Below are 23,798 nucleotides of genomic sequence, written 5' to 3' on the forward strand. Positions count from 1 at the left end.
CGTCAGTCGGCCGCGGAGGACGACGGCAGATCCGTCGGCAGCGCCTTGGCGCCGTCCTCGGTGACCCTGGTGGCGCCAAAGTAGTCGGGAGTGTCGATCTTGTCGAAACGGATGACCGCTCCGGTGTACGGCGCGTTGATCATGTACCCCCCGCCCACATAGACACCCACATGCCGGATGGCCCGGGAGTTCGTCAGATCGTCGGAGAAGAAGACCAGATCGCCCGGGAGCAGTTCGTCCCTGCCCGGGTGCGGTCCGGCGTTGTACTGGTCGTTCGCCACGCGCGGCAGCTCGATGCCGACGGTGCGGTATGCGGCCTGGGTCAGCCCTGAGCAGTCGAACCGCCCGCCGTCCTCAGGTGTGCCCTCGCCGCCCCAGAGGTACTTGGTGCCGAGCTTCTGCTGCGCGAAGTAGATGGCCCCGGCGGCCTGCCGCGAGGGCTGGACCCGTCCGGCGGGCCGGGCGAAGCTCTTCTCCAGGGTGCGGATGACCTTCACATAGTTCCGCGTCTCGCGGTACGGGGGCACGCCCTGGTACTTGATGACGGCGTACGCGCCCGCGTTGTAGGCGGCCAGCATGTTGGACGTCGGGTCGCCCGGCACGTCCTTCACATATTCGGCCAGCTTGCAGTCGTACGAGGCCGCGGACGGAATGGCGTCAGCCGGGTCCCAGACATCGCGGTCCCCGTCCTTGTCGCCGTCGACGCCGTGCACGGCCCAGGTGCCGGGGATGAACTGCGCGATGCCCTGCGCGGCGGCATGGCTCTGCGCACGGGGGTTCCAGCCGCTCTCCTGGTACAGCTGGGCGGCGAGCAGCGCGGGGTTGATGGCGGGGCACAGGTTGCCCCAGGTCTGCACGAGCCCCTGGTACCGCGCGGGCACGGCCCCCTTGGCGAGCGCCACCGCTCCGCTCTTGCCGGCCCCGCCGATGAGCCCGGCGGCGGCCGCGTACGTCCCGACGACAAGCAGCGCGACGAAACACAGGCACAGCCCGACGCAGGCGCCCCCCACTGCCCAGGCCTTACGCACCGTCAGCCACCCTTCGTCACAGGGGAGTCAGCTCAGCAAGCCAGTGTAGGTGGGTCGCCGACGCGGCAGGAGAGGGGCTGTGCGGCGCGGAGGCGCACACACCCGCGCGCCGCCAGCCGAGGCGTCGTGAGGCCCGGCTCGATCGTGGACCGGGCGCACACACCCGCGCGCCGTCAGCCGTACCGGGGCAGCAGTCCGGTGGCGAGGGCGAGCGAGAGGGGCTCGGGCACGGGGATGTCGTCGCCGTAGTGCCCCTGATGCACGCCCTGGTACCGACCGCCCTCAGGACGGTCGTACAGCGTCCAGTCGCCGTGCCGGGGATCGACGACGAGCAGCACGGGGACGCCGTCGCCGGCATACCGCGCGACCTGCTGCTCGTCCGCCCCCACCTCGACGGCGAGGGCGACATCGTGCGGGTCGGCGAGAGTCTCGTCGCTCGCGCCCCATTCCGCGGGGAGCGCGGCGAGGTCGGCGGTCACGGCGTCCCCCATGCCGCCGCCGCGCCCGCGAATGGACACCACCTCGTACGCGACGAGCCCCTTGTGCACGTCCGCGTCGATCTGCCGCCGCAACACCCGCACCACTTCCGCGTGCTTGCCGCGCCTGGGCTGGTGCATGTCCGCTCCTTCCGCCGGCCGAGGGGCTCCAGCAGCGTAGCGACGCCCCGGGCCGGTTCAGCCGCCCCGACACTCTGCCCAGAGCAGCTTTCCCCCGCCCTCCCCGAAGAGACCCCCGTCCCCGAGGGGATACGCACCGAGCCGATCCGCGTACGCCTCGACGATCCGCAGCCCGCGCCCTCGTTCCTCGTGCGGGGCCGCGTCGGCCGCGGGTGCGCCTCGGAAGGGCGGCGGGATGTCCGGATTCCCGTCCCACACGCTGACGCGGAGCCGGTCGGGCTCCATGGACCGCAGCCGGAGGGTATAGGGCCCGTCGGAGTGCAGATACGCGTTGACCACCATCTCCCCGGCGACGGCCTCCGCGGCCTCGGCCACCCAGCCGCCGCCCATGCCGTGCGCGGCGAGCACGGTCCGCAGCGTCTGGCGCGCGACGCCGGGGGCGCGGGGGTCGTGGGGGAGTTGAAGGGTGTAGGCCCAGGGCGGCGTTACGGTTGCCATCGGAAGTCTCCTGTTCCAGAAGGAAGTTGCGGAACGTGTGGTCCGCAATACAAGCTACCGATAGCGCATAAGTTATTCAGCGCATCAGGCTGAAGTTCTAGGTTTGCCATCCATGTGGGTGACACGGGCGACGAGAAGGAGCACCACATGCCAGTGCGCAGCAACCCCACAGCACGGCAACTCCGCTTCGGCACGGAGCTCCGCAGGCTGCGGGAGCGCGCAGGCCTGTCCTCGACGGAGGCAGCGAAGCTCCTGGGCATCAAACAGGCGCAGGTCAGCAACATGGAGGGCGCGAGGTTCGGCGTGAGCGCCGAACGGCTCCGCGCCATAGCCCGGCACTACTCGTGCACCGACGAACAGCTCATCGAGGCCCTGATCGGCATGACCGGCGACCGCAAGCGGGGCTGGTGGGAGGAGTACCGCGAGATCCTCGCGCCCAGCCTGTTGGACCTGGCGGAGCTGGAGGCCTACGGCGTACGTTTGCGAACGGCCCATACCTCACACATTCCGGGGCTGCTCCAGATCGCACAGCACGCGCGGGTCATCTTCGAACAGATGGTCCCGGCCTACACGCCGCCCGAGATCGAGGACCTCGTCTCGTACCGGATCAAGCGCCAGAGGGTCCTCTTCCAGGACGGTCCGCCGCCATTTCATGCCCTCATCCACGAGGCCGCCCTCCGCATGCAGTTCGGTGGCCCGACGGTGGCGAAGCAGCAACTGCAGCACCTGCTCGACATGAGCGAACGGGACAACATCACCATCCAGGTCATCCCCTTCGACGCAGGTGCCTACCCGGGAGCCGGACAGTCGATCTACTACGTACACGGTCCGGTACCGCAGCTCGACACGGTCCAGCTCGACCAAGCCCACGGCCCACGGCTCGTGGACGCCGAACCAGGACTCCAGGTGTACCGGCAGCTCTTCGCACGTATGGAGGCCATCGCCCTGAAGGCGGCCACATCACGTGACCTCATCCACGACATCGCACAGGGACTATGAGGGGAACCGACATGCAGATCAGCGACTGGCAGCGCTCCTCGTACTGCGCTACAGGCGAGTCCTGCATACACATCGCACACGCCGCCGCCGACCGCGCGGTCAGACTCACGGAAAGCGGCGACCCGGCCGGGGTCATACTCTCCGCCACCCGCCGCGGCTTCGCAGGCCTGCTGCGCGCTATCAAGGAGGACCATGTTCCCTGACAGCACCGCGCGCACGCCGAGAGGAGTTCCGATGTCCGCATCCGACTGGCAGAAGTCGTCGTACTGCGGCGAAGGCGAGTCCTGCATACACATCGCACACGCCGCCGTCGACCACACGGTCAGACTCACCGAGAGCGGCGACCCGGCCGGGGTCATACTCTCCGCCACCCCCCACGCCTTCGCCGCACTCCTCGACGCGGTCAAGGAGAACCATGCCTGACGTGCCCGCCGGCCTCGACTGGATCCGCGCCGCCCCCGAGGGGGCCACCGGACCCGGCCCGTGGATCGAGGTAGCGTACGGTGAGGACGACGCGGTCTATCTGCGGGAGACGAACGATCCGGACACGGTCGTGACGACCACCCGGCGCAAGTGGGACGCCTTCACACGAGGCGTCCGAGCTGGGGAGTTCGATCACTTCGCCGAGCCGTAGACTGATGTGGCCACAGGCCGCTTCCGGCCAAGCTGCGACCCCAGTCGAGTGGTCTGGACCAGATTCGACTACTCTGTGTCACACAGCCACAAAGGGCTGAGGTCAGACACCCACCGGCGACCACGGCGGGGCAAGCAGCACAGGAGCACAAGTGAAGAACCTGGCGAACGCAGCCAGCACGAGCAACGCGCACACCACGGGGAAGAAGCCCTCGCGCCGGTCCGGCGACGCGGGCGGCACGGTAGCCACCCTGACGTTCATCGCCCTCCTGGCGGTCGCCGCGGGGCTGCTGGGCTACATGGTGGCCATCCGGTAATCGTGCAGACGTCCGGCCCGCCTCAGTCACATAGACGGGCCGGACGTCACCCATTCGGTAGACATCCGGGTCAGTGCCATACGAATATGCCGAGCATTGGGCAAAGCTCTGCTTTATGTCGCACACCAACGAGAGGCCGGACAGCGTCTCCTGGTACGAGGACCTGCTGAACGAGGTCAAGGAGACCGTCGCCAGTCCCCATGCCCGCTCGCGAACCGAGACGTACTGGGAGATCGGCCGCTGCATCCTCCGCCACAAGCTGGAGGCGGACTGGCGCACCAAGGCCGTGGACCGGCTCTCCGCCGACCTGAGGACGGCGTTCCCCCGTCAGCGCGGCTTCTCCCGCCGCAACCTGCTCTATATGCAACAGATGGCCCGAGCGTGGCCGGAACCCATCGCCCAAGAGCCCGTGGCACGACTCCCATGGGGTCACATCACAGTCCTGGTCACCCATCTGAAGACCCGCTCCGAACTGGACTTCTACGCCACCGCCGCCGACCGCCACGGCTGGACCCGCGCCACACTGCAACGCTCCATCGCCCAGCGCCTGCACATCTCACGCAGCCTCGCGGACACCCTCGCCACCAGCCTCGTCCGCTTCCTCACCGAGCTGGGCCTCGGCTTCGCCTTCGTAGGCCGACGGCACCCCGTCACGATCAGAGGCGAGAAGTTCCACATCGACCTGCTCTTCTACCACCTCAAGCTGCGCCGCTACGTCATCTTCGAACTCCGGACGAATCGCCCCACCCGCCACGACGACACCGGCAAGCTCGGGTTCTACCTCGAACTGGTCGACCACCTGATCCGCGACCCGGACCGGGACGAGACGACCCTCGGCCTCCAGCTGAACGCGGCCGGCACCACCCCCACCTGCCGCATCGCCCTCCGGGGCCGAACCCACTCCCCGGCGGTCAACACCTACGCGGCCCTGCCCCCACGCGTCCGCACCCACATGCCCACGGAGGCGGACCTGCTCCGCCTCACCCAGTCCGTCCTCGACGAACACCCGTGAAGTCGGGCAGTTCAGTCCTATGCGGGAACGCGTACGACCTCGAGAAACTGGAGCAGCCGCACAGGTCGGGCTTGGTGTTATTGAACTCGCCCCCGGCACGGGGCACTTGGAGGGTGGAGTTTGATCCCGCCGGTCTGGCGACTCTTCCGGATCACGTTCTGCGGGCGGTCGTTTTCCGTACACTGCAAGGCGAGAGGCCTCGTACACGACGAACGTAGGGGCCCGTCAGGCAGCTACCTGGATCCGTACCCGATGGCTGTGCTGCCCAGTGCATGCGTGTCAGCTGATCTGCTGCCGCATGTCTCGGCGTATCTCCAACACCTTCTGTGCGATCTGGTCGAGATCAACGGACTCGGGGTGCTGTTCGGCGGAGGCTGGGGTCACGAAGGCCACATAGGCAGCTGTATTATCGTCGCCCCACGCGCACACGGGAATAGTGGCGGTGCCCTCCGGGTCCTCCGACATCATCACGGTGCACTCGAAATCGACTTCGGATCCCTGCGGAGTAATGTGCTGCGGAGGTTTCGGCTCACTCATGCCCTCGGCCTTGCGCAACCCATCCATTAGGCCGTAGCGCTGCTGCTCCGGGTTCTTGAATTGTCCGTACATGCCCGTGACGACGAGCCCGCTGTGCGAAACCTTGCTGGTGCCATTGTAGGAGCCAGCAGCCGCCTTTACGTTGCGTGCCTCCGGATGGATACCGGATCCACTCCTACCGATCTCGGCGTCGGTTTCCTGCGAATTATCTTCAATCAGCATGTACTCGCCGTCCAGAAGCGTCCTCGGGATGGCAAGCCGATACTTGACTGGGGGGAACGAGGCTGATTCTTGCTTGGATGGCGCAGCTTCTGTGCTGCTGCCTCGGTTGCCGAGGTAGGAAAGGAAGACGACAGCCACGACAGCGGCAATACTTGCGGCAATGATGCCGAGAACGAGACCTGTGCTGTTCTTCCGTGGAGGCGGAGCCATTGGCGGCTGACCCCAGGCACCCTGCCCAGGCTGAGGCTGTGGGTACGGCTGACCGTACGGGTTGGGGTGGGAGGGCTGGTTGTACGGATTCGGCTGGTGAGGCGTCCCGTACGGACCTGGGGGCTGCTGCGGTGTCGGAATGGTCATGATCACAAAGCTACGTCACCGCCTGTCGCCACCTGAAGCCCAGGGGACGTCTGCGCCAGCATGGTTCCTTTTGACGGCGCAGCGCCCCTTGTTGGCCACTGCCCGCGCCGGACCGCCCAAGCTCCAACCGCCTGTGGCCAGGCCGGAGTGCCCACGGCCCACGTACTCAGCGCCACCTGCGGGGATGCGCTCCGGGGGGCTGCCATCGGCTCGTTGGTCGCCCTGCGATTTCCCGTTTACGGGGAGGCATCGCCTCGCAACAGGATGTCACAGTCCCGGACGACCGAGTCGAGCACGTTCAGGGGCACTGCCGTCGCTTTTGCCACCGCGAAACTACCGACAGGCAAGCCGCGTCGGCCAGGCGACGGCGCATACCACCGGCTGCAGTGCAGCTATATGCGGCGGTACCGGCCGGATATAGGCGGGGGGGGTGCGAGGGTTGCGGAGGCATGTCATTCATGAGCCGCTGAGCCGGGCATCCAGGACTCGTAGTCCATAATCAAACGACTGACGACACGGTGCAAGACGTCTGCGCGACTTCGATCGTTCGCCTGGTCCTGCAGGTGTAAGGCAGGCCAACCGATACTACGCCCGGCCCTGCCAGTCACTTTCTATTGAACTTCTGCGGCAGTTCGCCTGCCTCCCATAGTTCATCAAGCCTACGCAGGAATGAATCGAAGTCAGACTTCAATGCCCGGCGCCGGTCATTCGCCAGCGAGCTAAGCGGGTCGGAGAATTCAAGACCGTCATCATCGGGACCTGTCCACCCTTTGAATCGCCTACATGAAGCGCACCAAACGTACGTGGCTCGAGACCTACGCCGCGCGGCGTCCAGTCGGTAGACGTACGTACGCAAAGACAGCAGTCCACATGCCGGGCAGGTCCGCTCTACTGGATTATCGGTGAATCGCGGTCCGGACACAAGGATCCGCTGATGCTCTGCGCTGAACTCTGGCATGCTCAGATCACCCTAACCTCTGTGCCGTTTGAACTTCTCAAGCATTCTCTGCCCATGCGCTTCCGCTTCATCTTCCAACCCGCCCCAGGGATTAGCAGACCTTCTAGTCAACTCGAAATGCCTGTGATGATATATCTCGTGATTCACCGTGATGATCGCTTCATCCAAATCGCGGAGACCAATATCGGAAATCTCGATGAGCGGGAGGCCGCGTGGCCCGACCATCGGAAATCCGTCAGCCGTGTGCGGGCTATTCCCAAATGCGATTCCGTCCGGAGTGCGGATCTCAGGCACATGAACTATATCGTAATCGGTGACAGACATACCAGCACGACCCAATTCCATTTTCAATTGATCGATGCTAACTCCAGGGCCACGCTGTCCTCCAGGGCGGTCCTGAGATTGCCCCCGATAGGAATCCTGTCTCTGTGCCCCGCACTCCGGAGTCAAGCCCAAGGGGTCCGTCCAGGTGTGGGGATTGTCGACATACGTCGCCGGGTTCGGAGCAGGGGTGAGGCCCAGGGGGTCCGGGGTGAGGTAGCGGGCCGTTTCGGGGTCGTAGTGGCGGAAGTAGTTGTAGTGGAGGCCGGTTTCCGGGTCGAAGTACTGGCCCGGGAAGCGCAGCGGTGTGTGGGCCGTGGCGTCGGCGTTCCAGGCCGTGGTGCCCCAGAGCGTCGTGCGGGTGCGCCAGGCGATCGTGCCGGCTTCGTCGATCAGTTCGGTCGGGGCGCCGACCAGGTCGGTGACGATCGTGAAGAAGCGGCGGTCGATCTCCTCTTGAGGGGCGTCCGCCGCGGTGATGCGTTCCGTCTGGGCGATGGGGCGCAGGCCGTCGTGGTCCCAGGTCAGCGTGACCGGGTTCGGCAGCGCGGCTGAGGTGGTGGTCTCCTCGCACAGGGTGGTGCCGTCCCAGACGAAGGCGACCTGCTCCAGAATCGTTTCGCCGTCGGCGGCCAGGCGCTGCTTGGCGGTGCGGCGGCCCAGCGGGTCGTAGCGGTAGCGCCAGCGCGCACCGTCCGGGGTGGTGACGGCTGTCAGCCGGTCCTCGGCGTCCCATTCGTACCGCCAGGTGTCCGGCTTGCGCGAGAGCCGGGTCTTCTGGCGGAGGGTGATGCGGCCGAGGGCGTCGTGTTCGTAGCGGACGTTTCCGGCGCGGGTGATGCGGGTGCCGGTGTAGGTCCGGGGTCCGGCGGCCTCCTGGCCGGGGTGGTTGGCGGGCCAGGCCGCCTGGGTCTGGTTGCCCGCCTCGTCGTACGCGTACCTCTCGGTCCAGCCGTCCGCGTGGACGGCGGTGACCCGGCCGGCTGCGTCGAGGTCGAAGCGGCGCGCGCCGCCGAGCAGGTCGTCGATGCCGACGAGGTGGCCGTCGGCCTGGTAGGCGTAGCTGCGCCGCTGGAGGGTGCGGCCGCGGCCGGTCACGGTCTGGCCGGTCAGCCGGCCCAGGTCGTCGAAGGCGCTGGCGAGCGTGACGGTCTCGTCGACGCGGCGCGCCACCTCCCGGCCGGCCGCGTCCCGTTCAAAGGACAGCTCGTGTCCCGAGGACGTCAGGGAGGCACGGCGGCCTGCCGCGTCGTATGTCCATGTGCTCACCGCGCCGGACGGCGTCGTCCGCGACGTGCGGCGGCCCAGCTCATCGTGGCCGTAGGAAACCGTACGGCCGTCCACCGTCTCGGACTTCAGACGGCCGTACCGGTCGCGGACGTAGGCGATCGTCGCGTCCGGGCCTGCTGCCTCCGCCAGCTGGTCGGACAGGTCGTAGGCGAAGGTCGTGACCGCGCCGTCGGCGTCCTTGCGGACCACCTGGCCAAGCGAGTTGTGCTCGAAGCGGATGCTCTGGCCCAGGCCGTTGACCCGCCCGGTCAGCCTGCCCGCCGCGTCGTGCTCGTAGGCGAGGGTGCGGTCGTCGAAGTCGGTCTCGGATATCAGACGGCCCGCGGCGTCGTACTCGTATGCCCAGGCCAGCCCTTGCGGGTTGGTGACGCCGATGAGCCGTAGATCGGTGTCGTGCGTGAACTCGTAGCGCACGCCGTCGGGGCCCGTACGGGCGGTCAGCAGATCGAAGTGCGTGTACTCGAACCGGGACACGCCGCCCATGGCGTCGGTGTGGCTGGTGCAGTTGCCCTCGCCGTCGTACGTCCAGGACTGCTCGCTGCCGTCCGCCTCCACCCGGCGCGCAAGCCGCCCCTCCGCCGTCCACTGCAGGCGGGTCACGGCCCCCAGGGGGTCGGTGACGGCCGTCGGGCGGCCGAAGGCGTCCCGCTCGAAGCGGGTGACCGCGCCGAGCGGGTCGGTGATCTCGACGGGCAGTCCGGCCGCGTCGTTGCGTATTCGGGTGGTGTGGCCCAGCGGGTCGGTGACGGCGATCAGCCGCCCCGCCTCGTCGTACGCGTACCGCGTCGTCGCCCCGGACGGCGCCGTCGCCGCGACCCGGTTGCCGCGGTCGTCGTACTCCTGCCGTACGGAGTTCCGGTCCGGGTTCGTCACGCGCACCGGCAGGCCGAGGGCGTTGTACTCCGCGGTGGCCTCCCGCCCGTCGGGGCGCACCACGCGGGTCAGCCGGCCCGCCTCGTCGTAGTCGAAGCGGGTGGTGTGGCCGAGCGGGTCGGTGCGGGAGAGCAGCCGGTTGTAGCGGTCCCGCTCGAAGCGGGTGACCGCACCCAGGGGGTCGATCTCGGCGACGATCTGGTGGGCGTCGTTGACGAGATAGCGGTGGACCGCGCCGCTGCCCGTGGTGGCCGTGGTGACGCGCAGACCGGTCTCGGGGTCCGTGCCGTCGTAGTCGAGGCGCAGCGCGACATGCCCGGCGACTCCGCCTTCCGCGATGCACCGGTCCCGGTCGTCGTATGTGTAGTCGTAGCGGCTGCCGTTGGTGTCGGTCCAGGACGTGACGCGGGCGCGGTCGTCGTAGGTGAAGCGCAGCGGCAGACCGGAGGAGTTGACGACCTCGGTGAGGCAGCCGTCGGCATAGCCGTAGCGGAGGATCTCCTGGTCTCCTCCGCCGGGGGCGGCCCCGGCCAGGTGGAGGGCGGTGATCCGGCCGTCGTGGGCGGTGAGGTTCAGTCGGTAACCGCCGCTGTGGACGATCGAGGTCGGGGCGCCGGTGTCGGGGTCGTACTCGTACGTGATCCAGTTGCCGTTGCGGTCGTCGACCTGCGCCAGCAACGCCAGTTCCACGCCGCTCGGGGTGACGGGCGGAGAGACATCCGGGAGGACGGCCGGGGTGAAGTGCCAGACTCGGCCGGTGTCCGGGTCCGTGACGGTGTAGTCGCCGTCGGGGTCCCGGTCGAGGGGCCAGCGCGGGCCGTGGCTGGGCAGCACGGGAACGCCCGGCGCGGGATGCGGATAGGACAGCAGCAGCCCGTCCTCGCAGACGAAGACGACGCCCTGGGAGTCGATTTCCAGCCGCTGGTCGGCGGTGGAGGACCAGGAAGGACCGAACCAGCGGCCCGCCCGGTAGTCGGAGGCCACGCGACGCCGGAAGACCAGCGGGAGCGTGCCGGGCAGCGTGACGTCCGTCTGCGGCAGATACATCGCGCCGGTGGCCAGGTCGATGGGGTCCGACGGGCCGTTCTCCACCGCATCGGACTGGCGCGAGGGCTTGGCCGGGTCGTCGCCGACTCCCTTGCGGGCGGCGGACTCGACGCCTTCCTTGAGGCCGTTGCGGGCGCCCGCGCGGGCGAGGGTTCTGATGCTGCCGGCGCCCTTGGTGCCGATGAGTTCCGGGATGAGACGTCCAAGAGACTCGGAGCCGTCGGCCTGGAACGCCTCCCAGGCGTTCTTCAGCGCCCGGTCCGGGTTGGCGGCCGTGGAGGCGAGGCCCGCCAGGGTCATGTTGACGCTCTTGTAGTACTCCGCCGGGTGCGTCAGGTTGTACCCGTCGATCGGGTTGACGCTGCGGACGAAGTTGATGATTCCCGCGGTGCCCTTCACGATGCCGCCGCCGAAGTGCATCATCTCCACGCCCTGTGCGACGCCGAAGTCCGCCAGGTCGAACTTGGCGCGCTCCAGGCCCGTCGGCTCCTTCGGCGCGTGCGCCAGCGCCGCCGTGACCGCGGACTTGGCCGTGTCGCCGGCCTCGTTGCGCTGGCGGCGGGCCTCGTTGAGGATCTCGTGGGCGCGCTCGCGCTGCGCGTTGCCCGGGTCGGTGAAGGCGGCGGGCCTGGGCAGCGGATCGGGGCCGTTGCGGGCGGCGTTGTACGCGTCGACCTTCTCGTTGTACGCGTCCGCCGCGGTCTTGGAGGCTTCCTGGCCCTTCTTGTAGAGGGCGATCGCCTCCTTCGCCTGGCCCTGTGCCCACCGCACGGTGGAGGCGTACGAGTCGAGCGCCTTGGCCGCGTCGTCGAAGGCGTCGGCGGCCTTCATCCACTCGCCGGGGTGCGTGGCGAACTTCTCGCGGAACGCGTCGGCCGCTTCCCCCTTCCAGTGGCTGGAGTCCAGGCCCTTCATGCCGCGGCCGACGTTGTTGAAGGCGTCGCGGAAGTCGCGCAGGTTCTTCACGGCCGCTGTGATCTTCGAGGGGTTGCCGTGGATCAGCTCGTCCGCGTCCTCGGTCTCACCGAGCTGCTGTTCTCCCACCTGGGCGCCGAGCGAGGAGGCCGTACGGTCGCCCCAGTCCTCGACCTTGTCCGCGATGCCTTCCGCGCCGACGTACTCCAGGCCGTCGCCGATCTTGTCGGTGGCGGCGTCGATGCCCTGGCCGAGCTTCTCCTTGCCCCAGTCGACGCCGTCCCGGAACTTGTCGTATCCGGCGCCGACGAGGTTCCCGAGATCGTCGAGGCCGCCCATCAGCGTCCGCCCCAGCCCGGCTCCTCAGCCCGCTGCACCGCCTCGTCGGTCGGGTCGAGCGTCTCCTTCATCTGCTCGTCGACCGCATCGCGCAGCTTCGGATCGAGTGCGCCCGAGGTCTCCATGGAGTCCAGCAGCGCGTCCTCGACGTCGTACGCCGTGTCCTTCCAGGTCTGCTTCACCTCGGTATGCGCCTGCTGGAACGATTCGGCGCTCCAGTCGGCGTCGTCGAACACGCTCTGAGTGCTGATGTCCTGCCAGGACTTGGCCTTGACCTCCTCCTCCGACAGATGGGGGTTTCCGTTCAGGGAGTTCGCAGCGATCTTGAAGGTGTCCTTGACGTACTGCTCCTGCTCATGGATCGCGCCCGCCGACAGCCCGACCGCGCTCGCGAACCCGGCGCCCCGCTGCATCAGCGCCCGCACGCCCCACTCCCAGCGCTCACAGAACGTCTCGAACTCCCCCGTCAGGCCCGCATGGCTCAGCTCCAGGCCGCTGAGCGCCAGATCCGAGAAGCCCCGGCCGGCCGACGCGTCCCCGATCATGCCGAGATCCTTGAGCTCCGCGTACGCGCCGTTGATGCCCTTGGCTATCTGCTCCAGCGCCCCCGGGGGCGCGGCCAGATCCGGATCGTTCCCGCTCACCGCTGCTCTCCCCCGAGGTCGACCGCCGCCGCGTCCGGGACCACCCCGGCGACCGGCGGGAACAACATTCCGTCCTCACTGCCCGCGTCCAGCGCCACACCCGCCGGGACCCCCAGCATCGGCACCATCACATCGAGCAGCCGCGCGCCCAGCACGGTGCGGTACTCCCACTCGCGGCCGGGGTCGCCCTGCGCGTACGCGAACCGGGCGAGCGCCGCCTCGTCCGAGAAGGCGCAGATCCAGCGCACGCCGCCCTGTTCGGCCGACCAGAGGCTGCCGTGCGCGTCGAGCGGCACCAGTACTGCCGTACGGCGGAACTCCCCCAGCAAGGCGGCGAACTCGCGGCGTCGAGCCTCGGCTTCGGCTTCGGCCCCCGCCCCGGCCCCCGCCCCGGCCCCGGCCCCGGCCCCAGCCTCTGTCCCAGCCTCTGTCTCCGCCTCTGTCCCCGCCTCGCCCTTGGAGGCTGTCTGCTGGACAGGGGGCGGTGGCGCCGCCTTCGAAGGCGCTGCGGCCAAGTCCGCGAGTCGCAGCGGACGTTCCGGCTCGCCGGTTATCCCGTCCTGGTCCCCACCCCGGTCCCCGTTCTCACCCATGGCGCATATCGTCACATGATCGGGTTGCCTTTCTGTCGGAATTCACGGGCGTGTCATACCGTCACGGCTTGCGTCATGACCTCCGTCACGGCTTGCGCGCAACCCCGCAGTACATCGCCACTTCCTCCGGCTCCAGGCCCTCTCCCGGCTCCGGGCCCTCTCCCGGCTCCGGCCGCCACCGCGTGCAGCTGACGAGGCCCGGCTCCAGCAGCTCCAGCCCGTCGAAGTAGCGGACGATCTGCTCGGGCGTCCGCTGCGTGAGCTTCGGCGTGCCGTGTTCGTTCCAGAAGGCGACGGCCTGGTCCACTTCCGGCATCGCCGGGCTGGTGATGGTGTGGGAGAGCACCAGATGACTGCCGGACGGCAGGGCGTCCATCAGCCGGCGGACGATCCGGCGCGACTCCTCGTCGTCCCCGATGAAGATGACGACGCCCAGCAGCATCAGCGCGACCGGCTCGCTCAGATCGAGCGTCTTGGCCGCCTGTTCCAGGATGGAGTCGACGTCCCTGAGGTCCGCGTCGAGGTAGTCCGTACGGCCCTCGGGGGAACTGGTGAGCAGCGCGCGGGCGTGCGCGAGGACGAGCGGGTCGTTGTCCACGTAGACGACCCGCGCGTCGGGCGCGACCCGCTGGGCCACCTCATGCGTGTTGTCGGCGCTCGGCAGCCCCGTGCCGATGTCCAGGAACTGGCGTATCCCCGCCTCGCCCGCCAGATGATGAACCGAACGCCCCAGAAAGTGCCGGTCCGCCATGGCGTAGTCGACGATGCCCGGATGCAGATTGCGGATCTGGTCCCCGGCCTCGCGGTCCACGGGGTAGTTGTCCTTGCCGCCTGTCCAGTAATTCCAGATTCGGGCGGTATGCGGTCGTGAGGTGTCGATCCTGGAAAGGATTCGAGCGCTGTCATCAGCGTATTCGGTCACCTTCGACACCATAGCCAAAACCCCTATAAGAAAGGGGAGTTGCTGCGCCATTCGGCACGCGCTGGACGCACCTCCTGCCGCCCCGGCATGATGGTCGCCGAGGCGGACGACCTCGACGTACCCAAGGGCCATGTCTGGTCCGCGGCCGCTGGCGACGACTTCGTCCCCACTGGAGGCAAGCTGGCCAGGCTCGGCGGCTGGAAGTGGGACGTACACACCTGGAACGGCATCCCCTACAACGCCGGATACGTCCAGACGGCCCCCTCGGACGAGGCCTTCGGCGCGCACCGGATGGATGTCGACACCTCCGGGCACAGCTACTACTGGAAGCGCGACTCACTGAGTCTGCGCAACCAGGCCGTGATCGTGGTCGGGGATTACCACAGGGTGGAAGAGGACGACTGAGTGACAACACGCACCCACGGTGGCGGCCGACGCCGAGTTCTAGCGGCGCTCGCCCCCTCCTGGCCATGACAGCCCTCACGACAGGATGCTCGAAAGACGTGTACGACCTTGGATACACCCCCACCACGCTGGCGGTCGACGAACTGCGATCCCGGACGAGGTCCGTCTCCAGTCAGATCCACGACGTGATCGGCATCAAGGGCGGCAAGACGACGGAGCCGGGACCCGGGATCTCCACCTGCGAGGAGGACCCAGAGCACCTGTTCACGTCACGGCACCCGTGGTCCGTCTACCAGGTCTCGCAGGATGAACTGAAGCAAGGTTTCCAGAGGCTCCGAGAGAACCTGCCGAAGAACGGCTGGAAGATCGTCGAGTACGGCCCGAACAACAGCAAGGCAAAGACGCTTGAGCTGACTGCCGACTCCGAGAAGGACCGGTACTCCATCAATGCGACGCTCAACGTCGGGGGGCCGGCCGATGAAGCCCCTCGTATCACGGTGTACGTGGTCTCCGGCTGCTTCCGCGCCCCCGAGGGCACCGACCTCAACGGCGTCTACTGATGTCCACCGGGTACCGGCGAGGGGGCGGCTGACGGCCGCTCACCTCACCGCCGCCCCTCTCGAACGTGCGCCCGACCCTGCGCGCGGCTGCGCCCCGCGCACGCTTCGACTGCCCCCGTCAGCCCGCAGCTCCGGCATCCCGCCGTCCACCGCGCTTCGCAGCGCCCCAAATGTGGGACAACGACAGTCATTGCCCGGAGTCACGCACCGTGATACACAGAGTGACGATAGACCTGCCTGCGCCCCGCCCCGACCCCTGCCGTCGCAGGTCAGGGCGGATGCAGTCGGTCATACGTGCGGAGATCGGGTAAAGAGACCAGCCAAGTCGGCGTACGCGGACGGTTTCATCAGCGAAGATAGAGCGACGGCCCATGCCACGGGGCAGGGGCACCGAACAACCCGACAGGGGCGGTGAGTTACATGATCCTGGCAGCCGAAAAGGGCGACATCACCACCATCATCGGAGGAATCGCCCCAAACTGGGGACCTTTCGGAAGTCTGGGTAACGAAGCCCGCGTGATGATCGAGGTCGTGATGGCGATCGCCATCCTCCTCTGCCTGGCCATCGCGATCTGGGGCGCGGCGAAGCAGCGCATCGGAGCGACGGCACTGCGCGACACGTTCAGCGCGGAACAGGGCAAGGGCCTGATCGTCGCCGGACTGACCGGCGTCTTCATCATCGGATCGCTGGGGACCTTGTTCACCATCGTCTACGGGATGGCTGTTTAACCGCCCGTCAGTCATCGCCGGGCCACGCGTCCGGGCCCGGCCACATTGAGGTTGCGTCCCCTGATGTCGAGTCACCACACCGCGACTGCGCGGAGAACAGCACGGCCACCGTCGTACGACACCCCCACGGTGGCTTCGGCGTACCACGCGGAACAGCAGACGAGTGAGGGGGCGTACGCACCATGAGCCTCGGCGACGAGCAGGGCTACCGCGGCGAGCAGGCAGACGCCTCGCGCCAGACCCGCACCCGCCTCCCGGGCGCCCCGACCCCCGACGTCTACGGCGGCGCCCGCCGCCCGTCCCGCAGCTCACGCTCCCTGGTCGCGGTGGTCGGCGTCGTCGTCCTCCTGATCGCCGCGATCGCCTTCGCCAACCGGGGCGGGGACGGCGACGGCGGCTCCTCCTCCGCCCGCGGCGGCAACGGCGCAGGGGCAGGGGCAGGCCCCACGGCGGCCACGGGCGTCAAACCGGTGACGGGAAGGTCGGGGACCGGAAACATCCCTTCCGGCTACGCCCACGACGAGCAGGGGGCGCAGAGCGCGGCGGCGAACTACGCGGTGGCACTCGGCTCTGACGGGATGTTCAACAAGGAACGCCGCCGCAGCATTGTGGAGGCGGTCGCAGACTCCAGTACCCTCGCGACCCTGCAGTCCGGGTTCGACTCCGACTACTCGTCCGAGTTCCTCGAACAGCTCGGGTTGAAAGCAGACGGCACCGCCCCCGCAGACACGACGTTCGTCAACCGCACCATCCCCGCGGGCACCAAGGTTCAGAAGTACACCGAGGGCGCCGCAGACGTCGACGTGTGGTGCATGGGCCTCTTCGGGCTCACCGGGGAGAAGTCCACCAAACCGGTGACGAGTGGCTGGTTCACCGTAACGGTGAAGCTGAAGTGGAACGGCTCCGACTGGAAGGTTCTGGCGACCAGCCAGAAGACCGGTCCGACACCGGTCACCGGTGACAACGCCGTTTCCGGGTCGAACGAAATCGCGGACGCGGTCAACGAATTCGGAGGGTTCACCTATGCCCGGTAGCCCTCGTCGCGCCCGCACCGTGCTCACCGCTCTAGTGGCGATCCACTCCACGGGATTCCTGTACGCAGCCCGCTCCACAGCAGAGCCGACACCCACGGCCACACCTACCCCGACGCCCAGCCCCAGCGAGAGCAACGACCCCTGCGGGCTCATCGCCGGCCCCGCCCGCGACTACTGCGAGAACGGCGAAGGCGCCGGCAGCGGCTCGCGCACCGGCGGCGTCACCGACCCGGCCGACGCGCTCGACCCGCTCTCCTCGCTCGCCCGCGGCTGCGCCGACGCCGCCGCCTGGACCGTCGACACGCTCTCCAAGGCGGTGAAGTCCACGGCCACCGTGGACTTCACCAACACCACCTTCCTGGCCCAGTACGCCATCGTCTTCGCCGCCGCCACCGTCCTCACCCTCGTGCTCTGGCTCCTCGCCGTCGCCAAGCGCGCCATCCGCGGCGTCCCTCTCACCACCGCGATCTCCGAGGCCGTCGGCTTCCTCTGGCTGACCGTCCTCGCCTGCGCCTTCACCCCGCTGATCCTCTACACCCTCGTCTCCGCCACCGACGGCGTCACCGAAGTCATCGCGGGCGGCAGCAGCGGCCAGACGGACATGTTCTTCGGGAACTTCTCCGCCGCGCTCACCAAGGGCACCGACATCGGCGGCGGGCCGATCATGCTGATCGTCGTCTCGCTTGTCACGATCCTCGCCGCCGGCGTCCTCTATCTGGAGCTGTTCATCCGGGCGGTGCTCCTGTACGTCGGCGCGCTGCTGGGTGTCGTCGTCTACTCGGGGCTCGTCGACAAGAACATGTGGGGGCACGTTCGTCGCTGGGCCGGGATCATGATCGCGGTGATCCTGGTGAAGCCCATCATCGTCATCGTGCTGGGTCTCGCCGGAGCGCTCGCCTCCGAGGACGGCCCCGACTCCTTCTCCGCCGTCGTCTCCGGGCTCGCCATCATCATCCTGGCCATCTTCGCCTCCGTGATGATCTACCGCTTCGTACCGGGCTTCGGCGACGAGATCGCCGCCTCCCGCAACAACCGTCTCCAGAACGGCGCAGAGAACGCCGCGGCCGCCGTCATCAGCTCTCCCGCCGCCCTGGTCTCCCAGGGCATCAAGACCCACAGCGCCCGGGGCAACCCCGCGGGCGACAGCTCCAACGGCGCGGGCGGCAGCGCGGCCCGCCCCGCCAACCCCGTCAGCGGCGGCGTCGCCGCCCACAGCTCCCGCGGCGGCGGTGCGTCGCCGGCGGCGCCTCCGCCCCGCAGCGCGGGCTCGGGCCCGTCCGGCAGCACCCCGCACTCCAGCCGTAGGGCCGGCGGCTCAGGCACACACGGCACATTCGGCGCCACCGGCGCCGGAAGCACCACAGGCACCGGCACAGGCACAGGAGGTGGAGGGCGTTGACGACCCAGTCCCAACCCATCACGCCCCGCCGTACGTATCTCATCGGCCGCTCCCGGCCGAACGCGATCATCGGCAAGAACCGCGAGACCGGCGAGATCGCCCTGATCATCGCCGGCGCGTTCCTCGGCATGATGAGCGGACTGCTGGTCCCCCTCCTCTCCCTGCGCATCGTGCTGCTGATGGGCTTTCCGATGCTCGCCCTCGCCGCCGTCTACGTCCCCTTCAAGGGCCGCACCTTCTACAAGTGGTTCGAGATCAGCCGCAGCTACCGCCGTACCGTCCGCAGCGGCGTCGCGGTCTACCGCTCCGCCGCCGCAGAGTCCGGCACCCGCCTCGACGGCCGCGAGGTCGAGATCGGACCGCCCCCCGGCATCGGCCGGATCAACTGGCTCGCCGCCCCCTTCGGGCCCGACGAGATCGCCGTACTCCTCCACGCGGACCGCCGCACCGTCACCGCCGCCATCGAGATCGAGGGTCCGGGCGTCGGACTGCGCGACAGCGAGGACCAGGAAGCCCTGGTGGACCGTTTCGGCACGCTTCTGAAGCATGTCGCCAACGGAGACGGCTTCGTCACCCGCCTCCAGATGCTCGCCCGCACCCTCCCCGCCGACCCCGACGCCCACGCCAAGGACGTCGCCCAGCGCGGCGACGCACGGGCCCCGGCCTGGCTGCGCGACTCGTACGACCAGCTCCAGTCGATGGTCTCCACCTCCAGCGAGCAGCACCGCGCCTATCTTGTCGCCTGTATGCACTACACCCGCGAGCTGGCCGCCGAGGCGAACGCCATGGCCCGCGCCGCCCGCCAGGCCACCGGCACCCGCAAACTCGACAAGGACGCGGGCCTCGCCGTCGTCATGGCCCGCGAACTCACCGACATCTGCGCCCGGCTCGCCGAAGCCGACATCCGCGTACGCCAGCCGCTCGGCCAGAGCCGCCTCGCCTCCCTCGTGCACTCGATGTACGACCCCGACCACCCCATCGACCACATCCAGGCCATGACCAGGCGCAACGCCTGGCCCGCCGAACTCGACGCCATGGAGCCCACCTACCTCCAGGCCAAGACCCGCGAGTCCGCCACCCGCGCCCCCTGGTGCCATGCCACCGCCTGGGTCAAGGAGTGGCCGCTCACGCCCGTCGGCGTCAACTTCCTCGCCCCGCTGCTCGTCCACACCCCCGACGTCATCCGTACGGTCGCCGTCTGCATGGACTTGGAGCCCACCGAGGTCGCCATCGAGCGCATGCTCACCGAGAAGACCAACGACGAGGCGGACGCCAGCCGCGCCGCCAAGCTGAACCGCACGGTCGACCCGCGCGACATCGCCGCCCACGGCCGACTCGACCAGCGGGGTGAAGATCTCGCCAGCGGGGCGGCGGGCGTCAACCTCGTCGGGTACATCACCGTGTCGGCGCGCTCCCCCGAGGCCCTGGCCAAGGACAAGCGCACGATCAGGGCCTCAGCCGGCAAGTCCTACCTCAAGCTGGAGTGGTGTGACCGCGAGCACCACCGGGCCTTTGTGAACACGCTGCCGTTCGCGACCGGCATCCGCCGATAGGGGCCCAGCCATGCGAGATCCGCTGTCCGTCCTCACCGACGCCTTCACCTCCTTCGTCTTCGGCAAGGTGGAGACGACCCGCCCGCCCGTGCGCACCTCAACCGGCCAGGCCCAGGCCGTGTATCTGCCCACCGCGGCCCCCGGACTGGGCGACTCGGGCGTGATCATCGGCCGTGAGGTATACAGCGGCAAGGGCTATGTCTACGACCCCTTCCAGCTGTACGGGCAGCAGCTCCCCGCACCCCACTGGCTGGTCCTCGGCGAGTCCGGCAACGGCAAGTCGGCGCTGGAGAAGACCTACGTCCTGCGCCAGCTCCGCTTCCGCGACCGCCAGGTCGTCGTCCTCGACGCCCAGGGCGAGGACGGCGTCGGCGAGTGGAACCTCATCGCACAGGAGCTGGGGATAACGCCCATCCGCCTGGACCCGATGACCGCGCTCGACGGCGGCATCCGGCTCAACCCCCTCGACCCGGCGATCACCACCACGGGCCAGCTCGCGCTGCTCCGTACGATCATCGAGGTCGCGATGGGCCACGGCCTCGACGAGCGCGCCGGCTTCGCGCTCAAGGTCGCGCACGCCTATGTCAACGCCACCATCACCGGCCGCCAGCCCGTGCTGACGGACATCGTCGAACAGCTCCGCCACCCCGAGCCGGAGTCCGCGGAGGCCATGAACGTCGACATAGACGATGTACGGGCCTGGGGGCTCGACGTCGCCCTCGTCCTCGACCGTCTCGTCGACGGCGATCTGCGCGGCATGTTCGACGGGCCGACGACCGTCGGCATCGACCTGGACGCCCCGCTGATCGTCTTCGACCTCTCTCATATCGACCGCAACTCCATCGCCATGCCCATCCTCATGGCCATCGTCGGAGTCTGGCTGGAGCACACCTGGATCCGCCCCGACCGGAAGAAGCGCATCTTCCTGGTCGAGGAGGCCTGGCACATCATCAACAGCCCCTTTGTCGCCCAGCTCTTCCAGCGGCTGCTCAAGTTCGGGCGACGTCTCGGACTGTCCTTCGTCGCCGTCGTCCACCATCTGTCGGACGTCGTGGACGGTGCGGCGGCCCGTGAAGCCGCCGCCATCCTGAAGATGGCCTCCACCAGGACCGTCTACGCGCAGAAGGCCGACGAGGCGCGCGCCACGGGCCGGGTTCTCGGGCTGCCCCGCTGGGCGGTCGAGATCATCCCGACCCTCACCCCGGGCATCGCCGTCTGGGACGTCAACGGCAATGTGCAGGTCGTCAAGCACCTGGTGACGGAGGCCGAAAGGCCGATCGTCTTCACCGACCGCGCGATGACCGAATCAGCCGCGGAGAACCGCTCGCTGCCCGAAGACGTCCAGGCCGCGGAATGGGAGGCCGAGCGCCGCGCGGCACTCATCGAGCGACAGCAGCTGGAACTGGACGAGTCCTCGGAATCAACGGTGGCGTGATATGCCCGACCGGCACGACGAGTACGAAGCCCGGCGTGCGGGCTATGCACGCCCCGGCGAACGGGGCATCCCCGACGGCCTGCTGGTCGGCCTGCTCGCCTTCCTCCTTGGCCTGACACTGCTGGTGTGGACGGCGACGGGCCTGGCCGGCCTGTTCGCCCACGGCGCCTGGCCGAGCGGGGTCGCCTTCACCCGTACGCCGCTGGCGATGCGAGCCCTGGCCTCGGACCCGCGCGACCTGCCCGGCGCCTGGCCCGACACTCCGCCGGAGCAGCTCTCCGGGTACGGGCTGTTCTGGGGCCTGGCCGTCGGCGAGCTGATGGTGCTGGTGGTGCTGTCCGTCTTCGTCCTGGGGACGGCGGCCCGCTGGCGGGCGGTCCGCCAGGCGAAGAAGCGGAAGATGTACGAGCGGGAGGTGACCGGGGCCCATGGTGCGTACGAGGCCGACCCGGCGGCCAAACCAGCGGCAGGACCAGCGGCAGGACCAGCGGCCAAACCCGTACCGAAATCCGCAGCCGAACCCGTGACCGGGACCGCCCTCGAATCTCCGTCCGAAGTCGCCTCCGAGGTTGCTCCCGCCGGCGCGAGCAACTCCGCAGCGCCGCCGTCGGCGACCGCCACGCCGTCCGACCGCCCGCCGGACGGCGCGACCGCAGACCCGCCCGGCCCGGTCCAGGCAGACGAGCCCGGTCCGGCCGGTCAGCACCGCCAGCCGGCGGGCTCCGCCGGGCAGGTGACGCCCGCACCCCTCCCCACCGTCCCGGGCCCCCGAACCCCCCGCGTCCTCTACGGCGGTCCCGCCACCCGCCGCCCGGCCACCGTCCAAGCGGTCCTTGACGCCGACGGCCCGGCCCTCGTCGTCACCTCGGACACGACCGTCTGGTCGGAGACGAAAGACGCACGCTCCAAGCTCGGCCCCGTCCTGGTCTACGACCCCGGGCATCTGTGCGACACACCCGCCCGGCTTCACTGGTCACCCACGGCACACTGCGGGGATGCCGACACGGCCGCGGCCCGCGCCGCCGCGCTGCTCGCCCCCGTACGGCCGCACGCCCGCCTCGACGCCGCCATGGCGGACACGGCCCAGACGCTGCTGCGTTGCTGGCTGCATGCCGCCGCCGTGGACGGCCGCCCGTTCAAGCAGGTGCACCGCTGGGCACAGGGCGGCGGCGCCCAGGAGGCCGTACGCATCCTCCGCACCCACCCCAAGGCCGCCGCCGGTCTCGCCGGCCTGCTGGAGTCCGCACTCATCGCACACCCCGAACGCCGTGACGTGGCCCAGCAGCTGACGAACCGTGCGCTGTCCGCGCTCTCCTCGGTCCACATCCGTGACGCCTGCACCGGGAATCGGTCCGATTCGCTTTCCCTGGAATCATTCACAAACGAAGGGGGCACGCTTTATGTGGTGGGTGAACCGATTGAGGACCCCCGCACCCACCCCGGCGCCATGCCGCTGCTCACGGCTCTCGCCTCAAGCGTGGTCGAGCACGGCCGCCGCATGGCCGCACGGTCATCCGCCGGCCGGCTCGACCCACCACTGACGCTCATCCTCGACGATGTCGCGGCCGTGGCTCCGCTTCCCCACCTTCCGGAGCTGCTGACCTCAGGTCAGGACCAGGGCCTGCCGACCCTGGTCCTGCTCCGCTCCGCCGAACAGGCTCGCGCCCGCTGGCCGGAGCCGCTCCCCCAGTGACCGCGCCGCACCGAACCGGCGGAGGGCTGCACCCGGCCACACTGGGAGACCGGGCGTGGGCTTCGGAACCGGCTTTCTCACAGCCCTGGAGGACGACGTATCTCGTACTCCAGCTCTCGCGCCATGGCGTCGTCGGGCGTGGGCAACGTCTCTCCGCTTGCCAAGAACCCCACACGCCGATAGAACGCGGCCGCGCGGGTGTTGTGCTCGTGCACATACAACCGCACCCGTTCGATCTTCGGCTTGGGCAGGGCCCAGGACCACTCGATCGCGGCCCGGAACAAGGCGTCCGCGAGCCCTGAACCACGCGCATCGGGCCTTACATAGACCCCTACGACGTGGGCCTGATCCACTTTCGCTTCTGCCGCGAAGCTCAAGCCTGTGCCGGCCGGTTCCACCCGTACGGTCAGAGTTCCGCCCCATGTTCCGTCCGGCGCCTCACCGATGAACTGGCAGGCAGGCGGCTCGCCAGCTGCTTGGACTCCCCCTGCGGCCACCCGGGCCGTGCGCTCCTGCCAGAAGGCATCCGGCTTCTCGATGGCGTTCTTGTATGTCTCCAGAAAGGCGAGGGGTGCAACTGGATCCTGCAGTGCGGCGAGCCTGAGCTCTCGCGCCTTGACCCACTCGTCGCTCTGTACCGCCCGAATGACATAGTCCATGCCCTGATCCTGACGACTCAGCCGGGACGGGGCAACGCAAAAAGGCCGTAGGCCCCCGGACCAAGTCCAGGAGCCTACGGCCCAATAATTGTTCGGCGGCGTCCTACTCTCCCACAGGGTCCCCCCTGCAGTACCATCGGCGCTGAAAGGCTTAGCTTCCGGGTTCGGAATGTAACCGGGCGTTCCCCTAACGCAATGACCACCGAAAC

The 23,798-nt window shown here is 68.8% G+C and carries 23 protein-coding genes and 1 rRNA gene; 14 read left to right on the plus strand and 10 right to left on the minus strand.

Features of this window, described 5'->3' with window-relative positions:
• Positions 1-2: 2 nt before the first annotated feature.
• From QCN29_RS28955 to QCN29_RS28965, 3 genes are all read right to left on the minus strand, one after another.
• Positions 3-1,028, minus strand: coding sequence for a C40 family peptidase (locus QCN29_RS28955; protein WP_279931870.1), 1,026 nt, complete (start codon positions 1,026-1,028; stop codon positions 3-5).
• Between the two features lie 173 nt (positions 1,029-1,201).
• Positions 1,202-1,645: a Uma2 family endonuclease gene (locus QCN29_RS28960; protein WP_279931871.1), complete on the minus strand. Its 444-nt coding sequence runs from the start codon at positions 1,643-1,645 to the stop codon at positions 1,202-1,204.
• A 57-nt stretch (positions 1,646-1,702) separates the two neighbouring features.
• A complete protein-coding gene (locus QCN29_RS28965) occupies positions 1,703-2,143 on the minus strand; it encodes an ATP-binding protein (protein ID WP_279931872.1) in 441 nt (146 codons plus the stop codon).
• A 147-nt stretch (positions 2,144-2,290) separates the two neighbouring features.
• Between QCN29_RS28965 and QCN29_RS28970 the strand changes: the two genes are divergently transcribed.
• The 6 genes from QCN29_RS28970 (at position 2,291) to QCN29_RS28995 (ending at position 5,104) form a co-directional block, all read left to right on the plus strand.
• A complete protein-coding gene (locus QCN29_RS28970; RefSeq protein WP_279931873.1) occupies positions 2,291-3,142 on the plus strand; it encodes a helix-turn-helix domain-containing protein in 852 nt (283 codons plus the stop codon).
• 11 nt (positions 3,143-3,153) lie between these two features.
• Entirely contained in the window at positions 3,154-3,345 is a 192-nt protein-coding gene (locus QCN29_RS28975; protein ID WP_279931874.1) for a DUF397 domain-containing protein, read from the plus strand.
• A 31-nt stretch (positions 3,346-3,376) separates the two neighbouring features.
• Complete coding sequence (locus QCN29_RS28980; RefSeq protein ID WP_279931875.1) at positions 3,377-3,565, plus strand: DUF397 domain-containing protein; 189 nt, start codon at positions 3,377-3,379, stop codon at positions 3,563-3,565.
• Positions 3,558-3,776: a DUF397 domain-containing protein gene (locus QCN29_RS28985; protein ID WP_279931877.1), complete on the plus strand. Its 219-nt coding sequence runs from the start codon at positions 3,558-3,560 to the stop codon at positions 3,774-3,776. Before QCN29_RS28980 ends, QCN29_RS28985 begins: the two co-directional genes overlap by 8 nt.
• Before the next feature lie 151 nt (positions 3,777-3,927).
• Positions 3,928-4,092 carry a hypothetical protein gene (locus QCN29_RS28990; RefSeq protein ID WP_279931879.1) on the plus strand — a complete coding sequence of 55 codons (165 nt, stop codon included), beginning with the start codon at positions 3,928-3,930 and terminating at the stop codon, positions 4,090-4,092.
• Positions 4,093-4,207: 115 nt separating this feature from the next.
• On the plus strand, positions 4,208-5,104 hold the full coding sequence (locus QCN29_RS28995) for a PDDEXK nuclease domain-containing protein (protein WP_279931880.1): 897 nt from the start codon (positions 4,208-4,210) through the stop codon (positions 5,102-5,104).
• A gap of 279 nt (positions 5,105-5,383) precedes the next feature.
• On the opposite strand, the gene QCN29_RS29000 is transcribed toward QCN29_RS28995, so the two are convergent.
• The 5 genes from QCN29_RS29000 to QCN29_RS29020 all read right to left on the minus strand — a co-directional run bounded on the left by QCN29_RS29000 (position 5,384) and on the right by QCN29_RS29020 (position 14,134).
• Positions 5,384-6,001, minus strand: a complete 618-nt coding sequence (locus QCN29_RS29000; RefSeq protein ID WP_279931881.1) for a hypothetical protein — start codon at positions 5,999-6,001, stop codon at positions 5,384-5,386.
• Positions 6,002-7,190: 1,189 nt separating this feature from the next.
• Positions 7,191-11,963, minus strand: a complete 4,773-nt coding sequence (locus QCN29_RS29005; RefSeq protein WP_279931882.1) for a putative T7SS-secreted protein — start codon at positions 11,961-11,963, stop codon at positions 7,191-7,193.
• Positions 11,963-12,607 (minus strand): hypothetical protein, encoded by a 645-nt coding sequence (locus QCN29_RS29010; protein WP_279931883.1) that lies wholly within the window; start codon positions 12,605-12,607, stop codon positions 11,963-11,965. Before QCN29_RS29010 ends, QCN29_RS29005 begins: the two co-directional genes overlap by 1 nt.
• On the minus strand, positions 12,604-13,200 hold the full coding sequence (locus QCN29_RS29015; RefSeq protein WP_279931885.1) for an SseB family protein: 597 nt from the start codon (positions 13,198-13,200) through the stop codon (positions 12,604-12,606). The genes QCN29_RS29010 and QCN29_RS29015 overlap by 4 nt, the downstream gene beginning before the upstream one ends.
• Positions 13,201-13,285: 85 nt before the next feature.
• A complete protein-coding gene (locus QCN29_RS29020) occupies positions 13,286-14,134 on the minus strand; it encodes an SAM-dependent methyltransferase (protein ID WP_279931887.1) in 849 nt (282 codons plus the stop codon).
• Positions 14,135-14,161: 27 nt separating this feature from the next.
• On the opposite strand from QCN29_RS29020, the gene QCN29_RS29025 reads away from it, so the two are divergent.
• From QCN29_RS29025 to QCN29_RS29060, 8 genes are all read left to right on the plus strand, one after another.
• Positions 14,162-14,527: a hypothetical protein gene (locus tag QCN29_RS29025; protein WP_279931889.1), complete on the plus strand. Its 366-nt coding sequence runs from the start codon at positions 14,162-14,164 to the stop codon at positions 14,525-14,527.
• Positions 14,528-14,625: 98 nt separating this feature from the next.
• Positions 14,626-15,087 carry a hypothetical protein gene (locus tag QCN29_RS29030; protein ID WP_279931890.1) on the plus strand — a complete coding sequence of 154 codons (462 nt, stop codon included), beginning with the start codon at positions 14,626-14,628 and terminating at the stop codon, positions 15,085-15,087.
• 420 nt (positions 15,088-15,507) lie between these two features.
• Positions 15,508-15,816 carry a hypothetical protein gene (locus QCN29_RS29035; RefSeq protein WP_240139251.1) on the plus strand — a complete coding sequence of 103 codons (309 nt, stop codon included), beginning with the start codon at positions 15,508-15,510 and terminating at the stop codon, positions 15,814-15,816.
• A gap of 182 nt (positions 15,817-15,998) precedes the next feature.
• The gene (locus QCN29_RS29040; RefSeq protein ID WP_279931891.1) at positions 15,999-16,850 is read left to right on the plus strand and encodes a hypothetical protein; all 852 of its coding nucleotides are present in this window, start codon (positions 15,999-16,001) and stop codon (positions 16,848-16,850) included.
• A complete protein-coding gene (locus QCN29_RS29045; RefSeq protein WP_279931894.1) occupies positions 16,840-18,249 on the plus strand; it encodes a hypothetical protein in 1,410 nt (469 codons plus the stop codon). Before QCN29_RS29040 ends, QCN29_RS29045 begins: the two co-directional genes overlap by 11 nt.
• On the plus strand, positions 18,246-19,802 hold the full coding sequence (locus QCN29_RS29050; RefSeq protein ID WP_240139249.1) for an SCO6880 family protein: 1,557 nt from the start codon (positions 18,246-18,248) through the stop codon (positions 19,800-19,802). The genes QCN29_RS29045 and QCN29_RS29050 overlap by 4 nt, the downstream gene beginning before the upstream one ends.
• Positions 19,803-19,812: 10 nt before the next feature.
• The gene (locus tag QCN29_RS29055; RefSeq protein WP_279931895.1) at positions 19,813-21,237 is read left to right on the plus strand and encodes an ATP-binding protein; all 1,425 of its coding nucleotides are present in this window, start codon (positions 19,813-19,815) and stop codon (positions 21,235-21,237) included.
• Position 21,238: 1 nt separating this feature from the next.
• Positions 21,239-22,930, plus strand: a complete 1,692-nt coding sequence (locus tag QCN29_RS29060; protein ID WP_279931897.1) for a type VI secretion protein — start codon at positions 21,239-21,241, stop codon at positions 22,928-22,930.
• 77 nt (positions 22,931-23,007) lie between these two features.
• Here the strand turns inward: QCN29_RS29060 and QCN29_RS29065 are convergent, their stop codons facing one another.
• Together QCN29_RS29065 and rrf are read right to left on the minus strand one after the other, a co-directional pair.
• Positions 23,008-23,589, minus strand: coding sequence for a GNAT family N-acetyltransferase (locus tag QCN29_RS29065; RefSeq protein ID WP_279931898.1), 582 nt, complete (start codon positions 23,587-23,589; stop codon positions 23,008-23,010).
• Between the two features lie 90 nt (positions 23,590-23,679).
• Positions 23,680-23,796, minus strand: a 5S ribosomal RNA gene (gene rrf / locus QCN29_RS29070).
• Positions 23,797-23,798 lie beyond the last annotated feature (2 nt).

The sequence above is a fragment of the Streptomyces chengmaiensis genome (genome assembly GCF_029846775.1).
Taxonomy (GTDB): domain Bacteria; phylum Actinomycetota; class Actinomycetes; order Streptomycetales; family Streptomycetaceae; genus Streptomyces; species Streptomyces chengmaiensis.

Bases quoted from the DNA above. Each gene is read 5' to 3' on its own strand.
- QCN29_RS28960 (WP_279931871.1), bottom strand. From the start codon at position 1,645: ATGCACCAGCCCAGGCGCGGCAAGCACGCGGAAGTGGTGCGGGTGTTG.
- QCN29_RS28965 (WP_279931872.1), bottom strand. From the start codon at position 2,143: ATGGCAACCGTAACGCCGCCCTGGGCCTACACCCTTCAACTCCCCCAC.
- QCN29_RS28970 (WP_279931873.1), top strand. From the start codon at position 2,291: ATGCCAGTGCGCAGCAACCCCACAGCACGGCAACTCCGCTTCGGCACG.
- QCN29_RS28975 (WP_279931874.1), top strand. From the start codon at position 3,154: ATGCAGATCAGCGACTGGCAGCGCTCCTCGTACTGCGCTACAGGCGAG.
- QCN29_RS28980 (WP_279931875.1), top strand. From the start codon at position 3,377: ATGTCCGCATCCGACTGGCAGAAGTCGTCGTACTGCGGCGAAGGCGAG.
- QCN29_RS28985 (WP_279931877.1), top strand. From the start codon at position 3,558: ATGCCTGACGTGCCCGCCGGCCTCGACTGGATCCGCGCCGCCCCCGAG.
- QCN29_RS28995 (WP_279931880.1), top strand. From the start codon at position 4,208: ATGTCGCACACCAACGAGAGGCCGGACAGCGTCTCCTGGTACGAGGAC.
- QCN29_RS29005 (WP_279931882.1), bottom strand. From the start codon at position 11,963: ATGGGCGGCCTCGACGATCTCGGGAACCTCGTCGGCGCCGGATACGAC.
- QCN29_RS29015 (WP_279931885.1), bottom strand. From the start codon at position 13,200: ATGGGTGAGAACGGGGACCGGGGTGGGGACCAGGACGGGATAACCGGC.
- QCN29_RS29020 (WP_279931887.1), bottom strand. From the start codon at position 14,134: ATGGTGTCGAAGGTGACCGAATACGCTGATGACAGCGCTCGAATCCTT.
- QCN29_RS29035 (WP_240139251.1), top strand. From the start codon at position 15,508: ATGATCCTGGCAGCCGAAAAGGGCGACATCACCACCATCATCGGAGGA.
- QCN29_RS29040 (WP_279931891.1), top strand. From the start codon at position 15,999: ATGAGCCTCGGCGACGAGCAGGGCTACCGCGGCGAGCAGGCAGACGCC.
- QCN29_RS29045 (WP_279931894.1), top strand. From the start codon at position 16,840: ATGCCCGGTAGCCCTCGTCGCGCCCGCACCGTGCTCACCGCTCTAGTG.
- QCN29_RS29055 (WP_279931895.1), top strand. From the start codon at position 19,813: ATGCGAGATCCGCTGTCCGTCCTCACCGACGCCTTCACCTCCTTCGTC.
- QCN29_RS29060 (WP_279931897.1), top strand. From the start codon at position 21,239: ATGCCCGACCGGCACGACGAGTACGAAGCCCGGCGTGCGGGCTATGCA.
- QCN29_RS29065 (WP_279931898.1), bottom strand. From the start codon at position 23,589: ATGGACTATGTCATTCGGGCGGTACAGAGCGACGAGTGGGTCAAGGCG.